The sequence below is a fragment of the Myroides phaeus genome (genome assembly GCF_900099675.1).
Taxonomy (GTDB): Bacteria; Bacteroidota; Bacteroidia; order Flavobacteriales; family Flavobacteriaceae; genus Flavobacterium; species Flavobacterium phaeum.
The window spans coordinates 115863-131784 of the sequence record NZ_FNDQ01000007.1; the positions used below are offsets into that span (position 1 = coordinate 115863).

The 15922-nt window shown below is 33.7% G+C and carries 11 protein-coding genes and 1 pseudogene; 9 read left to right on the forward strand and 3 right to left on the reverse strand.

What is annotated here, in order from left to right; translation table 11 throughout:
* The 4 genes and pseudogenes from BLT46_RS05325 to BLT46_RS05340 form a co-directional block, all read left to right on the forward strand.
* Positions 1 to 613 (forward strand): annotated as a pseudogene (locus BLT46_RS05325) (collagen-like protein); the annotation flags it as partial.
* 213 nt (positions 614 to 826) lie between these two features.
* The gene (locus BLT46_RS05330; protein WP_143021865.1) at positions 827 to 1495 is read left to right on the forward strand and encodes a hypothetical protein; all 669 of its coding nucleotides are present in this window, start codon (positions 827 to 829) and stop codon (positions 1493 to 1495) included.
* A gap of 124 nt (positions 1496 to 1619) precedes the next feature.
* A complete protein-coding gene (gene ggt / locus BLT46_RS05335; protein WP_090407323.1) occupies positions 1620 to 3296 on the forward strand; it encodes a gamma-glutamyltransferase in 1677 nt (558 codons plus the stop codon).
* Positions 3297 to 3591: 295 nt separating this feature from the next.
* Positions 3592 to 4608: a WG repeat-containing protein gene (locus BLT46_RS05340; protein WP_090407327.1), complete on the forward strand. Its 1017-nt coding sequence runs from the start codon at positions 3592 to 3594 to the stop codon at positions 4606 to 4608.
* A 57-nt stretch (positions 4609 to 4665) separates the two neighbouring features.
* Here BLT46_RS05340 and BLT46_RS05345 read toward each other — a convergent pair whose 3' ends face one another.
* Positions 4666 to 5784, reverse strand: coding sequence for an FUSC family protein (locus BLT46_RS05345; RefSeq protein WP_090407330.1), 1119 nt, complete (start codon positions 5782 to 5784; stop codon positions 4666 to 4668).
* A 338-nt stretch (positions 5785 to 6122) separates the two neighbouring features.
* On the opposite strand from BLT46_RS05345, the gene BLT46_RS05350 reads away from it, so the two are divergent.
* Positions 6123 to 6470 carry a hypothetical protein gene (locus BLT46_RS05350; RefSeq protein WP_090407333.1) on the forward strand — a complete coding sequence of 116 codons (348 nt, stop codon included), beginning with the start codon at positions 6123 to 6125 and terminating at the stop codon, positions 6468 to 6470.
* An 11-nt stretch (positions 6471 to 6481) separates the two neighbouring features.
* Entirely contained in the window at positions 6482 to 6658 is a 177-nt protein-coding gene (locus tag BLT46_RS13170; RefSeq protein ID WP_176770731.1) for a LytTR family DNA-binding domain-containing protein, read from the forward strand.
* 59 nt (positions 6659 to 6717) lie between these two features.
* Here the strand turns inward: BLT46_RS13170 and BLT46_RS05355 are convergent, their stop codons facing one another.
* Positions 6718 to 7245, reverse strand: coding sequence for an NADPH-dependent FMN reductase (locus tag BLT46_RS05355; protein ID WP_090407336.1), 528 nt, complete (start codon positions 7243 to 7245; stop codon positions 6718 to 6720).
* A 343-nt stretch (positions 7246 to 7588) separates the two neighbouring features.
* Between BLT46_RS05355 and BLT46_RS05360 the strand changes: the two genes are divergently transcribed.
* Together BLT46_RS05360 and BLT46_RS05365 are read left to right on the forward strand one after the other, a co-directional pair.
* The gene (locus BLT46_RS05360) at positions 7589 to 9577 is read left to right on the forward strand and encodes a hypothetical protein (RefSeq protein WP_090407347.1); all 1989 of its coding nucleotides are present in this window, start codon (positions 7589 to 7591) and stop codon (positions 9575 to 9577) included.
* A gap of 109 nt (positions 9578 to 9686) precedes the next feature.
* The gene (locus tag BLT46_RS05365; RefSeq protein ID WP_394332437.1) at positions 9687 to 9872 is read left to right on the forward strand and encodes a helix-turn-helix domain-containing protein; all 186 of its coding nucleotides are present in this window, start codon (positions 9687 to 9689) and stop codon (positions 9870 to 9872) included.
* Positions 9873 to 10866: 994 nt separating this feature from the next.
* Here the strand turns inward: BLT46_RS05365 and BLT46_RS05370 are convergent.
* A complete protein-coding gene (locus tag BLT46_RS05370) occupies positions 10867 to 12990 on the reverse strand; it encodes a M3 family metallopeptidase (protein ID WP_090407353.1) in 2124 nt (707 codons plus the stop codon).
* A 211-nt stretch (positions 12991 to 13201) separates the two neighbouring features.
* Between BLT46_RS05370 and BLT46_RS05375 the strand changes: the two genes are divergently transcribed.
* Positions 13202 to 15187 (forward strand): S8 family serine peptidase, encoded by a 1986-nt coding sequence (locus BLT46_RS05375; RefSeq protein WP_090407356.1) that lies wholly within the window; start codon positions 13202 to 13204, stop codon positions 15185 to 15187.
* The last annotated feature ends 735 nt before the right edge of the window (positions 15188 to 15922 follow it).

Here is a 15922-nt window from a genome sequence, read left to right on the forward strand (position 1 = left end):
AGGAGAGCAAGGACAAGTAGGACCACAAGGACCAAAAGGAGATACTGGAGCAGATGGAACACCAGGACAAGTAGGACCACAAGGACCAAAAGGAGATACTGGAGCAGATGGAACACCAGGACAAGTAGGACCACAAGGACCAAAAGGAGATATTGGAGCAACAGGACCAATAGGACCTGAGGGAAAACAAGGAGCAGATGGAAAAGATGGAGCTAAAGGAGAAACAGGACCACAAGGAGAAGTTGGACCAAAAGGAGATACCGGAGCAGATGGAACACCAGGACAAGTAGGACCACAAGGACCAAAAGGAGATATTGGAGCAGATGGACCACAAGGACCTCAAGGAGAGAAGGGAGAGAAGGGAGAGCAAGGACAAGTAGGACCACAAGGACCAAAAGGAGATATTGGAGCAGATGGACCACAAGGAATCCAAGGAGAAAAAGGAGAAAAAGGAGAAAAAGGAATTGATGGAGTAGCAGGAGCTAAAGGAGAGCAAGGACAAGTAGGACCACAAGGACCTCAAGGAGAGAAGGGAGAGAAGGGAGAGCAAGGACAAGTAGGACCACAAGGACCAAAAGGAGATATTGGAGCAGATGGACCACAAGGAATCTAAGGAGAAAAAGGAGAAAAAGGAATTGATGGAGTAGCAGGAGCTAAAGGAGAGCAAGGACAAGTAGGACCACAAGGACCTCAAGGAGAGAAGGGAGAGAAGGGAGAGCAAGGACAAGTAGGACCACAAGGACCAAAAGGAGAGAAGGGAGCAGATGGAGTAGGTGGAGTTACAGAAGTTACATCGCCATTGAAAATTAATGGTAAAAATGGTACTATGAATGATATGGGAACAGTATCAAATCCTTATGTAATCTCAATTAATAAAGCTACGTATACTTCTCTTGGTGTAGTTAATCCTATAGAAGCGGATTTCAATATTGAGGATGGTATTCTAAGTATTAAACCTGGGTTTAAAAATGGAGCTTGGAATAAACAAAAAGCACCAAATGATCGCCCAGAAACAACAGAAGATGATATCTATCAATATGGAAATGTAGCAATTGGAGTAGATAGAGTAGATAGTGTACCTGAAGGATCATTAGAAATTGCCAAAAAAGCCAAGTTATACGTAGAAGGTGATACTTTCGTAAACGGAACTATCTACTCTCAAACATCAACTTATGCGGATTACGTATTCGAGAAATATTTCTTAGGAGAGTCGGCTATTAAATACGATTATGACTTCAAAGATTTAGCGTATGTGAAAAACTTTGTAAAAGAAAATCACCATTTACCTGGTGTTACGCCAATCGGTGACTTGAACAAAGCAGCAAACGGATACATTGTAGATTACTCTAAATTGGTTATTGAACAATTAGAGAAAATTGAGGAGTTGTACTTACACATTATCGAACAAGATGAAGTGAACAAAAAACAACAAGAGCATATCAATAATTTAGAATTGAGAATGCAGAAAATGGAAGAGTTACTTAATAATTTATAGTAATTGTTTTTTTGAAAATCAGTCCCTGAGGATAACCTCAGGGATTTTTTTGTCGTTAAAATCACGAAAAAAGACAATCTACCTTTCTAATTTATCTATATTGCAACAATCAAAACTATAAATAATGAGAAAAACACTTATAGCAGCATTTGTGCTTTATGGTAGTTTACTGCAAGTAGTAGCACAAAATCCAGAAACATTTAAAAATGGAGTGATTGTATCTGCTCATCCCGAAGCCAGTAAAGTGGGAGTTGACATCTTGAAAAAAGGTGGGAATGCTGTTGACGCTGCGGTGGCAGTAGAGTTGGCTTTAGCTGTTGTTTATCCTAATGCTGGTAACATTGGTGGCGGTGGTTTTATCGTTTACAGAGGTAATGACGGAACAATTGACGCTTTAGATTACCGTGAGAAAGCTCCAATGCACGCCAGAGAAAATATGTATTGGTCTGGTGATGGAGAGGCAATTACTGATTTAAGTCAAAATGGTACGTTAGCAACAGGAATTCCAGGTACAGTGGATGGAATGGTTAAGGCTCACCAAAAATATGGTACACTATCTTGGGCAGAATTAGTTCAGCCTGCTATTGATTTAGCAGAAAAAGGGTTTGCTATTACTGCCAAACAAGCAAAGGAGTTGACTGACCATTATGCGATTTTTGAAAAATATAATACACAGAAGAATGCTTTAACAGCTAAAGAACATTGGAAAGCAGGTGATTTGTTGGTTCAATCGGATTTAGCTGAAACATTAAAGAGAGTTCAAAAAGACGGTAGAAAAGGATTTTATGAAGGTAAAACAGCTGAGTTAATTGTAGCTGAAATGAACCGTGGCAATGGAATGATTACATTAGAGGATTTGAAGAGATATGAAGCTATTTGGCGTACTCCTATTGTTGGAGAATACAAAGGGTTAAAGGTTATTTCAATGCCTCCTCCAAGTAGTGGTGGTATTGCGCTTATCGCTTTATTTCAGTCGATAGACCAATTTCCAATGAAGCAATGGGGATTCCAATCTGAAAAAGCGGTACAGGTAATGACAGAGGCATCGCGTAGGGTTTATGCTGATCGTGCAGAACATTTAGGAGATCCTGCTTTTCACAAAGTGCCTACTGAGATGTTGGTTGATAAGGAATACAATGTAGAACGCCTGAAAACAATGTCTTTTGACAAGGCAACGAAGAGTTCGGATGTAAGTGCGGGTGAGTTAAGTGGTTATGAAAGTGATGAAACAACCCATTATTGTGTAGTAGATAAATGGGGGAACGCTGTATCGGCTACAACTACATTAAACGATTCGTATGGTTCTAAAGTTGTGGTAGGTGGAGCTGGTTTCTTGTTAAACAATGAAATGGATGATTTTTCTATCAAGCCGGGAGTTCCGAATATGTACGGATTAGTTGGTGGTAAGGCAAATGCAATTGAACCAGAAAAGCGTATGTTAAGCTCAATGTCGCCTACAATTCTTGAAAAAGACGGCAAACTTTATATGGTGGTGGGTACGCCAGGAGGATCTACTATTATTACTTCGGTTTTTCAGACTATTTTAAATGTAGTTGATTTCGGAATGAATATGCAAGAGGCAGTTGCTGCACCGCGTTTTCATCACCAGTGGTTACCGGACCAAATTGATTATGAACCAAAGGCATTGTCTACTGGAGTTCGCAAAGCGTTACAGAACAAAGGATATATACTGAAAGAGCGCAAGCCTTATGGACGTGTTGAAGGAATTTTAGTTAATGCAGATGGTACGTATCAAGCAGGAGCAGACCCAAGAGGAGATGATGTTGCTAAAGGGTATTAGTAATTATTCTGATTTTTATAGAATGTAAAGAATAAAAACTTGGTTGAACAAAGAGGTTTGATTGAGTGAATTTAATAAAAGGTCATCATTTTTTGTGATGACCTTTTATTTTTATACCGAATTTTAAAAAATTAGTTATAGGGTTGTTTGAGTAAGTTGAAGACAAGGTGTTTTGGAAGACGTCTTTGTACTTCTTTTAATATGTAATTATTTGTTTGTGAACCAAATAATTCTGTTTGTTGTTTGTTTTTTATAAAAAAAATGATTTATATTTAAGATTACTAATCATTTCCTTATGAATACTATTCCAATCACCACCGTTATTGATTTCTCGCCTTTTTTGGGGAGTAATAATCTATATGGATATCGCGATCAAAACAACGTTGTTTTGATAGAACCTCAATATTTGGAAGCTGATAAATTTGTTACTACGGGTTTTGCTGTTGTAAAAAGCAAGAACGGATTGTATGGGATTATTAGTCATACCAATAAAGTAGTAGCTCCCTTTCACTACTCAAGAATATTGCTAACAGTAGTTAATCATTTTACAATAGCACAAGTTGTTATTACATATCAAGTAAGAACAGAGTTTTGGAATTGGAAACTTGTTCCTAATCTTAAGTTGGGAATAGTAAAAGAAAAATGTAAAGCTTTTGTGATTGAAAACCGACAATTGATTACAACAAAAGTTTATACGGTTGATCCTGATATTAAAAGAGAACCTTTTTTACCAGTTGAAACTATTGGTAAACGGTTTGTGTGTATTGATCAGGATTTATATAAGGCCAAGAGAGCAAGATTAAAGCGTATAGTCAAAAATTACGTTGGTATGTTTGACAATGAGTCTAAGATTGTGAGAAAAGTAAATAACGAAAAAGTAAGAGTGTGCAATTCACGAGGAAGAAAAGTACAGTCTTTTGAAACGATTCATAATGGGGTTTTTCCAATTACCTTTAAAGGAAAAGAACATTTAGTATATCTAAATAAGAAAGGTTCTATGTTGAAAAAGGCTCCCGTAATTTATAGAGATACGAAGAGGAGTGGACGTTATTACGTAAATCATGAATTTGATATGCCTATCCCAGTTCACTTAAAAGTAATTGATTTAAAACGCGAAAGACCTTTAGTAGATATATGGAAAAACGTTATAAGCATTTGTCCTGTTCCTCATAAACATTTCTTTATTATTGAAGTTAAACCTATGGAGGAAGGGCAAATAGAGAATGATTTTTATTTTATGAATAGATTGGGTATTCTACAGGATTTTTTGGAGGATGAAACCGACTTCATCTTGACAGATTACCTAAAATAAGATATAATTAAGTTTGTTGTAAAGAAAATCCCACTGTGTTTGCAGTGGGATTTTGTGTTATATACGTTCTTGTCGGTGCATTTTTTTTAGTAATTGCAATCTTGTATTTCTTATGCTATCTCTGGTTTGTTTTCTTAAATATTCGTGGTGAATAAACCATCCGCCAATTCCTCCTATGATACTGCCAATAACGATGTCTAAAAAACGAGCTGTAATTAAAGCATTTGGTGTACTGATTAGTGGATTTGCAGCATCGGCTAAAAGTACGGTTAAGGCTGTAATAAATATTACTGCTACAGCGTAGTTTCGCGTAATAAACATTTCAATGATGAATTGTAATACCATGATGCATATACAGATGTATAAAGGCGAGTCTGAAATAGAAATCAAAAGCCAACACAGTCCCAACCCTATAAATGTCCCCGTAATACGTTGTAGTGCTCTTTGCCAAACGTGATAAAGCGATATTCCTTGCATAATAGCAGCACAGGAAGCGGGTATCCAATACGGGTTGTTTAGTTTCAATAAATGTCCTGTAAGTAGTGAAATAAACATAAAGGCACCTACTATCAAAGAGTGAATCAAGTAATCTACTTGTTTCTTGACAGGTACAGGAACAATCAATGGCGCCGTAGTTTTACTGTTGTATTTTTTACCTACGATTAGGCTGTATATCATAGCTAAGGTACAAGCAAACATAGTTCCCATAACAACATAGCCAAGTCGGGTTGGAATAGAAGCTAAGTTAAACGGCATATTACTTGACATAGAAGCTACCATAATAAAGAAGTAACTTCCGGGTGGTCGGGTATTAAAATATAGATTTACCCATTGCACAGCGGTTACAAATATGCCAAAAGCAATAGAAGAAATAACAAAGTTAAAGCTAAAGGTAATACCAACAGCAAAGGATAACATAAATCCGAATGAACAAACAAGCATTGTAAGCATTCGCTGTGGTGTTGGAATATTAGAAGGAAGGTATAAAATTACTAATCCAGCCAAACAAGCTAATAATCCTGCTTGCAGGTTGTCAAAGTACCATCCGGTTAATAAAGGAATTCCAGTGGCTAACATTGCCATTAATGGAATGTGCCATAATCGTTCACTGTGTTTTAGTTTAAATAAGGTTTTGCTTTCTTGTACAAATAAGTTTACAAAGAAATTATCTTTCATTTTATATTGTTTATTATAACTATTAATAGGGTGTAATAGGGGTGATTTCCTATAACATTGTAGTTGTAATTATACTGTTTTAGTGTTTTATATAAAGACATAAGAAAGGTTACTTGTCTTTATGGTATCTAAGAACTTAGAGAGTGCAAAGGTAAGCAAAAGATTAGGTTTATAAAAAAAGGGGAAGGGGATTGGATTAAGTTTAACGCTATATTCGGTGCTTATTTCTGAAAGGAGTGTATTGTATAAATTATTTGTGAATGTGCAGTTTATAGAAAAAATAGTATTGCATACTATTCTTTTTTATGTATTTTTAGTGAAAAGTAAAGTGAGAAAAAATGCAAGAAAATGAATACATTATAAATGGACTTAAAAAGGAAGATTCAAAACGAGTAAAAGAACATTTTACAAAACATATTTCCTTTTATAGGTTAAAGAATTGTTACCGTGGGGTAGATGGCTATTTTGCCACAGGGTATAGCCAACTTTATCTAAGTTATCTGCGTGCTGGTAAGGCTGTTGAGTATAGGGTTATTCCTTTTAAATATATTATTTCTTATGCTGTAACAAGTATTGATAGTCAGACTGTAAAATTGAAAGTATGGCTTGTTTCAGGAGATGTTGTCGAATGTGTTTTTTCTGAAAACAACATAAAAGATATAGTGAAAATATTACCAAGTATGTAAATTAATAAATAATGACAAATCCTTTTATTCGAATTAAAGCTTCTGATGGTAGACAATACCTTATTAATATTCATCATATCGTTTTTGTAGAACGTGTAGAGGAGCAAAAGTATGCTATACACTTAGTAAATGATACTGTTTTTACAAATACAAATGTAGAAGAGTTATTAGATAGCTTGTTAAGCTAAAAAAAGCCTAAAATGAATAACTCATTTTAGGCTTTTTCGGTTTTAAATAGTGTTTTTATTTAGGATAGATTGCTTTTGAAATCAGCAATTACTTCATCTACTTGTTGTTTTAAAGTATCGTTTACAATTTCTCCGTCTTTGAAGTTGTCGTAAAAATTTGGAAAGCTAAATGTGTTTTTAATATTAGCTCCAAAGTAAGGGAATACGCCTTTTGCACTTTCCATTACTGTTTGTCCTCCTCTTGCTCCTGGTGAGGTAGATAACAATAACATTGGTTTTTCTTGGAAAAACTTCATTTCTGCTCTTGATCCCCAATCAAATATGTTTTTAAATGCTGTGCTAAAACTTCCGTTGTGTTCAGCTAAACTAATAATTAAGGCATCGCTTTCTTGAATGTGTTTGTTAAAATCTAAAGCTAATTGAGGAATGCCAGCCTCATTTCTGTCTTGTGAATAAATTGGCATTTCAAAATCGTTTAGGTTTAAGATTTCTACTTCGTGTTCTCCAAATTGTTTAGAAACTGCTTTAATCAATTCTAAGTTGATTGATTTTGAACTATTACTTGCTGCGAATGCTACTATTTTCATTTTTATGTAATTTATATTGTATTGATAGGGCAAATGTAAGGAGGTTGATTTTGTTTTCAACTTAACCTATGACAAGAATGATTTAGTTAGTGCTTATAAATGTAAAGTTCACTGTTTTAGGTATTTGTTGTTTTTTGTTTACTTTATTTATATGTATGGTAAGTGTAGTTTTATTATTAATTTGACAATCTATTATTTTATTTATTGTGTTATAAATATAGTTTTTCATGTTTTTGTTTTATTTTGTGTAATAGTTTTAAATGTGTGTTAATTAGTTTAAAATTCATTAATTTTGTATAAAATGTTACGATAAGAATTTTTTTTTAACTAAAATTGATAAACTATGAAAAAAAGATTACTACCACTTGCATTACTAATATTTGGAGGAGCTTATGCCCAAACGGGAATAGGTACAGACATTCCACACTCATCTGCTGTATTACATGTGTCTGCTTCAGATAAGGGGGTTCTTCTTCCAGAAGTTAAATTAGGATCATTAACAGATGTAAATGTGATAAGTGGAAAGGATCCTAAAGAAGGATTAATTATTTATAATCTTACTTTAGATAGTACTAAGAATTTATCTATTGGTTTTTATTATTGGGGTAAAAATCCTACAGATAGTAAGAAACAATGGATTAAGATTGTTGATGATTTAGACATTCCTAAGTTTATTCAAGATAGCCAGGTGTTTGTTGATGTAACACTTATTGATAAAGTATTAGGTACAAAAGGAGCTGGAGTAGAAATTGACACGAAGAAAGGGGGAGCTACAATTACTTTTACAGAAACACTTACAGCAACAAATCGTCATAAAGCGGATGGAGCATTAGATAATATTACAGTTGCTCCTACTGCTGGGATGACTTATTATGAATATGTAGATGAGTCAGGAGCAACAAGATATATTACAGTGTCTCAAGATGTAAGTAATGACTTTAGTAAGATTGTTAATGATGGAAGTAATAAAACTGTTATAGAGGACATCATTAAAGAAGTTTCAAGTGATGTTAAGGTTATAGAAAGGAATGGTGATGTTATTTTTGTCGTTAAAGATGGGGAGAATACAAAAGAGATCAACATCACAGAGATGATCAAGAATAATTCATATTTAGCTTCTTTGTCTAAAAATACTGAGACAAGTAAAAATACTGAATTAGTAAAGATGTCTTATGTTTTTAAGGATGGAAAAGACGGTAGCGATCCTGTAATCTACAATGAGTCCTTAACTAAGTTAATTCGTGGTACGGATGCAAATAACAATAAGTTAATAGCATATAACTATCAAGATGAAACAGGACAAAATTCAACTACTCAGATTACAGTATCTCAAGACGTAATTACAGATTTTGAAACGATTGTAAAAGATCCTATTGTAACACAAATTTTAAATAGCTTTATTACAGAAGCAACAGGAAATGTGAGTGTGTCAAAAGTTGGAAATGATATTATTATTAGCTACGCAGGAGGTGATGATATAAACTTAACAACTGAAATTGCAAGAGTACAAAAGTATACGAAAGTAATTGAGGTTGCTAAAACAGCGACTACAGCAAAAGGATTGACAATTGACACGAATCAAGTTGGGACTACCCCAACTACTTTTTTAGAAACAGTAACTCCTACCGATCGGTATGTAAATGGAAGTGTTAGTAATGTGACAATGGCAGATTCTAAGTTTACTTACTATAAGTATATAGATGAGTTAGGAACAGAGCGTTTTATTACAGTATCTCAAGATGTAAGTAATGACTTTAGTACGATTGTTAATGATGAAAAGAATAGGACTGTTATAGAAAATATTGTTAAAGCTAATGCGAAAAATCCTTGGTTGAATCAAGAAACAGAAGTTGTAGCTACTGAAGATGATGCAAATATTTCGCATAGCGGAACTGTTGCAATTGGAGGAAAAACTTTATTACAAAGAGATAAAGCAGCTAATATAAAGCTTTCTGTTGCTGGAGACATTGTTTCTTCAGGTAAGTTTTTCTCAGCAAACTCTGTGTATGCAGATTATGTATTTGAAAAATATTTCACAGGTTCGTCTGAATTAAATTTAACTTATGAGTTTAAGTCGTTAGATTATGTAAGAGATTTCGTAGAGAAGTATAACCACTTACCAGGTGTAACTAAGATTTCTGAAGTAGAACGTAATGCTGATGGAAATTATATGATCGATTTTACGGAGTTGTCTATTCAGCAATTAGAAAAAATTGAAGAGTTGTATTTACACACGATTGAACAACAAGATGCATTAAATAATATGCAGAGTGAAATGGATGTAATGAAAGCGCGATTAGATGTACTTGAGTTATTATTAAGCAAACAATAGTTTAGGAATTGTAATTTAATATTTTGATAAAAGGACTGTTTACAAAAGACAGTCTTTTTTTGTATGTGTGTCCCGTCCTAAAATAGGTTTACACAAAATAGACTTATTTATGAAAGAGACAGAAAACACAAGGGAAAAGCGTAGTCAACGAGATTATACTTTAGGCTTTAAATTACAAGTTGAATCAGAAGTAGAAAAAGGCGATTATACCTATAAACAAGCTCAAAAACATTATGGTATTCAAGGTCGTAGTACAGTTTTGGTTTGGTTGCGAAAATATGATAACTTTGATTGAGAGAATAAAACACATCAACTTATGGAAAGACACCTGAACAAAAATTATAAGAGCAAGAAGCACAGATTCGTTTATTAGAACAACAAATTAAACAAGATCAAGCAGAAAAGTATTTTTCTGAATAAAAGTCTGTTGTTTTTGATATGATGATAAATATTGCAGAAAAAGAATATAAGATAGATATCAGAAAAAATATAGAAACCTTACAATCCAAGAATATACAAAACAAAAAGAAGAATCTATAACTTTTACTTGTAGGTTGTTCGGTATAGATAGACAAGTTTATTATAGAAAAAAATCACGTATAAAGCTTAATAAAGACAAGGCAAGTGTGGTCATTTCTTTAGTAAAAGAGTTAAGAATACTTATGTCACGTATAGGAACAAGAAAATTGTATTATAAACTTAAAGATCGATTATCAATATTAAATATTGGTAGAGATAAACTATTTAATATCATAAAAGTAAATCATTTATTAATTATAACCTAAACTAACATATCAAATAACCACAAATTCTAATCATCATTTATATAAACATAAGAATATCATCAAATACCTTCATTTCTATAAGCCTAACCAGGTTTGGGGATCAGATATAACCTATATAGGGACGCAACAAGAACCTTGTTATTTAAGCCTTATGTTCTAATGACTATCAAGATATTTTATAAAAAAGGACAATCAAATGTAGTATGACTAATAGTGGGGATCCTTATGAAAATGCAGTAGCAGAGAGAATAAACGGTATATTAATATTGAGTACTACAACTTAGAGTTGTCAATAATTAAAAAAACTTATTAAACAAATAGTAGATATTTACAATAATGTTAGACATTATTGGTCGAGTTAGATGATAACTCCTAGTCAAATGTTTAATACAAAAAACATCGTATTTAGAGGTTATAAATACAACAGTAGCAAACTAAAGTCTACTACTGTTGTATTTTTTATTTTTCCATTATTAATCTTGTATCTTTTTTGAGGATTAGTCACTACTTTGTAAATCCAGAATAGTGTAATAAAGCATCTATGCTTGGGTTTTTACCTCTGAAGTCTTTGTACAATTTGTCTAATGGTTCAGAGTTTCCTTTTGAGAATACTTTATCTCTCAAGATTTGTCCGTTCGCACGTGTCATTCCTCCATTTTGTTCTAACCACGCATAAGCGTCAAAGTCTAACATTTCTGACCATTTGTAAGAGTAATATCCTGCTGCATATCCTCCTGCAAAAATGTGGTTAAAATAAGTAGAACGGTATCTTGGTGGAACTGTAGCAAGGTCTAAACCATATTTTTTCAAAGCTGCTTGTTCAAAAGCGATAGCATCTGTAATTTCAGTATCAACTCCAATTGTATGCCACTCCATATCAAGTAATGAAGCTCCTAATAACTCAGTCATACTATAACCTTTGTTAAATGTTGCTGCATTTTTCATTTTATCAACCAATGCTTGTGGAATTACTTCCCCTGTTTTATAGTGTTTAGCGTAGTTCTTTAAAACTGAAGGTTCAAAAGCAAAGTGCTCGTGGAATTGTGAAGGGAATTCTACAAAGTCACGAGATACATTTGTCCCAGATAATGTTGGGTACGTTTGGTTTGCAAAGAATCCGTGGACAGCGTGTCCAAACTCGTGAAACATTGTAATCACATTGTCTTGCGATAATAACGTTGGTTGTCCTGCAGCTGGTTTCGGGAAGTTACCTACATTATAAATTACTGGCAAACGGTTAAGTAATTTTGATTGTCCTACGATATTGCTCATCCAAGCTCCTCCACGTTTAGAATCTCTTTGGTAGTAGTCTGTATAGAATAATCCTACTTGACTTCCGTCTTCATTGAATACTTCATATACTTTTACATCTTCTTGCCAAACAGGAATGTCTTTGCGTTCTTTAAATGTCAGACCGTAAAGTTGTTTTGCCATGTAGAAAACACCATCTTCTAATACAGCGTTCATTTCAAAGTATGGTTTTAACTCATTTTGGTTTAAAGCAAATTTGTCTTCTCTGATTTTTTCAGCATAGTAATTCCAATCTGCCGCTGTAAGCGTAAACGGATCAGCTTCTTTGTTTATTAAATCCTGAATATCTTTCGCTTCTTCTTTCGCACGGCTAATAGCGTAAGGACTTAGGTCTTTTAGGATTTGAATAGCATTTGCTGGTGTGTTTGCCATTGTTCCTTGTAGACTCCATTCTGCATAGTTAGCAAAGCCCATTAGTTTAGCTTTTTCAGCTCTTTTCTTTGCTAATGTGATGATAGTGGCTCTTGTGTCGTTTGCATCTCCTTTTTCAGCGCGTATCCAAGCTTGTTCAAATAGTTTTTTTCTTGATTCTTGATTTGTTAGCTTGTCTAAATCTGGTTGTTGTGTTGTGTTGTTAAGTGGGATTAGATAACTTCCGTCCGCTTGTTTGATAGACTCTAATTCTTCGTCACTTAAACCTGCTAATTCTTCTTTTGTGAATTTAACCCCACCTTCTTTTGTAGCGGCTAACAATTTATCGCCAAAGTCATTGTTTAAGGTAGCAATGTCTTGGTTTAATTGTTTTAATTTTTCTTTGTCTTCAGCACTTAGATTAGCTCCTGCTTTTTCAAAGTTTTCATAGTAAACATTTAATAAACGAGCTTGTTCGTCATTTAAGTTTAACGACGCTTGATTGTCATGTAACTTTTTAATGCGTTGGAATAGGGCATCATTTAAGTAAATACCATCATTATGACTTGCAAACTTAGGTGCTAATTCAGCATTAACAGCTTTTAGTTCATCGTTTGTATGTGCTCCTGTTAATAAGAAGAATACAGAACTAACGCGGTCAAATAAATCGCTTGAACGCTCTAAAGCCTCTAATGTATTGGCAAAAGTAGGTTCTTCTGTATTAGCGCATATTTTGTCAATCTCTTCCATTTGACGGCGCATTCCTTCTAATAAAGCAGGTTTGAAGTCTTTGTTCTTGATTTTGTCAAAGTCTGCTGTGAAATAAGGTAGTGTACTTTCTGAAAAGAAAGCATTGTTTTCATTCCAATCTACTGTTTCTGTAGTATCAGATTTAGTCTTGTTACAAGAAATCGAAAATAATGATGCTCCTGCAACAACACCAATAATTGCATTTTTAACTTTCATAATTGTTAAGGATAATTGTTAGTTGTTTCAAATATAGAAAATATATAACCTTTTCCGATATGATTACGGGATTTTAGCAGTCATATAGGTATTTTATAGTATTTTTGCACGCGATATGGTTTTTAGAGAAGAATTTTAAAATTCTAAGGTATCTATTGCTATATTAGTTGTTTACTGAATTTAAACACTTACAATTGTCAATATTTTTTAAATGAAACGAATTCACTCTATCTTATTTATATCGTTTTTTACTTTATCTGTTAGTGCACAAAATGTTAATGTTCGAAAGGAATTAACTGCATCTTATGATAAGGAACAAGGTGAATTGCTTCTCTCTCAATTTCAACGCGAGTATGAAATTGAGAGAGAAGGTGTTCGTTTGTTCTTAAATAATAGTAAGAAAGAAGAGAGAGGTGTATTTGCTGATGGGCGTGTTTTTCAAATAAAGAGAATTGATGAGAGTGGTTTGCCTTTGTATTACACAACAAGTAACCTTGAATCAAGAAGAATAAATCAAGTTGATGCGATTAAAGAGGACTTGGGAGTTACTCTTGATGGACGTAATATGATTGTTGGTGTCTGGGATGGTCAGGTTGCTTTAGATGTACATCGAGAGTTTGTAGTTAATGGAGTGAGTGAGGTAAAGCTTGGAGATCCTATATCTTCTTTAGAAAAGATGACTGAGAAGGAGTTAAAGACTAATCAAAAATCGAGAAATCACGCTACTCACGTTGTTGGAACTATTAAGGCAAAAGGTGTTTTTAATAAAGCAAAAGGAATAGCGCCAAATGCTAAGGTAGTAAGTTTTGATTGGATTAATGATGCTTCTGAAATGGCGAAAATGGCTAAAGAAGGTTTATTGGTGTCTAATCATTCCTATGGTATAGCAGCTGTTGATGAGGATCTTGTACCTCTTGTTCCTGTTAGTTACTTTGGAGTTTATAATAAAGAAGCATCTAAGTTTGATAAGGTAGCTTATACTTATCCTTATTTTCAATCGGTTGTTTCTGCTGGTAATGATCGTTTGGAATTTGATTTAGTGAATGAATCAAAGTATGGAAATGATTTATTGTTAGGTACAGCTAATGCTAAAAATGTAATTGTTGTTGCTGCTACAGGTATAAATGATGTAGGGGCAAATGAAGTAGCTGATTTTAGTAGTTTCGGACCTTCTTGTGATTTTAGAATTAAGCCTGATATAGCTGCTAATGGTGTACATGTGATTTCTTCTGGCTATGCTAATCCAGAGCCTTTGACTGCTGAACCAAGTGTTGTAAGGTATGCAAAAATGAGTGGTACTTCTATGGCTACTCCTGTTGTTTCTGGAATTTTGACATTGTGGCAACAATGGGCTATAGAAAATAGACAGTTTCCTTATAAAGCGGCTACAATGAAAGGAATTATGGTACACTCTGCAGATTATTTAACTAGGAAATCACCTGATAATCAGATTGGATGGGGAGTGATAAATGCTAAAAAAGGTGTCGATCTAATGATTAATTCTCTTGGTAAAAAGGCGATGATAGAGGAAAGATTATTGTTGAATGAAGGGGAGTTTATACAGAAGTTTAGGTTGATTGAAAATACTAATAAGTTGATTGTTACATTAGTGTGGACTGATGTTGAACAGGATTCTCCTCATTATGATTTTAGGACAAATCGACAAGCAAAAGCTTTGGTTAATGATTTAGACTTGAGAGTTTATAAGGATGGTGTCGTATATTTACCTTGGTTATTAAATAAAAATTATAGCGATTTAAGAGCTGTGAAAGGGGATAATGATGTAGATAATGTTGAGAAGATAGAGATAGATAATGCAGAAGTTGGGGAATATGAGATCGTTGTTTCTCATAAAGGAAAGTTACATACTGGTCTGCAAGATTTTTCTTTACTTGTAAGTAACGATGAAATGGAGGGAATATATGGAGAGGTTGCTATGCCAATTGTGTCTGAAAATGATTTTATTATATGGCCTAATCCGGTAGAGGATATATTTAATATTGAAATTACTAAGGATAAGATATTCAAATTTTCTCAAGTTGATATTTATGATTTGTCTAATAAGTTGGTAAAGTCGGTTAATGTTAGAGCTACAAATCGTGCTGTAATTGATATTAGTGAATTGGCATCAGGTATTTATTTAATGAATATTGATGCTGCAGGGGAGAAGGTGAGGTTTAAATTAGCTAAGAAATAAGCGATATTACATAATATGAAAAAACAAAAAGGCCACTTAACACTTGTGTTAAGTGGCCTTTTTGTTTGACGTTAGTACAGGATCTCTTGCTTGGGTTTGTGATGGTAAGTAGTACAAATAGCTATTAGTATGGTGATTATTAGTAGTGAAAAAGGTTTTTACGAAGTTCTAATAAGGGCTTTTTTATATGTTTTATGCTCTGAATAGCTTGTAAGCACTGGTCTTAGGTAGTATTTATTACTATCTCATACGGTATTAAGTCGTAATTAGTTCGCGAAAAAGGCCTTTAGGTGAGGTAATTACGACTTATTTGCGGCTTATTTGCGACTAAATGTCATTTGAAACTCTTTTAATCCCTTTGTTTGTAAGGGTTTGCGGAGATTTGAGTACAAAAGCGGGACGGAGTTTATAGTGCATATGATGTCATGTGATAGCAAATGATAGCAAAATAACCGCTTTACAATACTTATAGAAGTGATATAACTAATTTTGTACCTATATAAGGAGAGGATTAGAACATATATAATAGTATACTTGTATATAGAGTGTTTACTTTAATAAAGAAGTCCAGACCTATTTGAACCAATAAAAACAAAAAGTAAAAAAAAACTTTCAGAGGTAAGAGGCAACATAACAACACGTTATAAAAAACCTTTCAAAAAAGGAGTTGTAAAGTTTGGAAATAGCCAAAAAGATGCTACTTTTGCATCCGCATTACAGCAGACGATCATACAC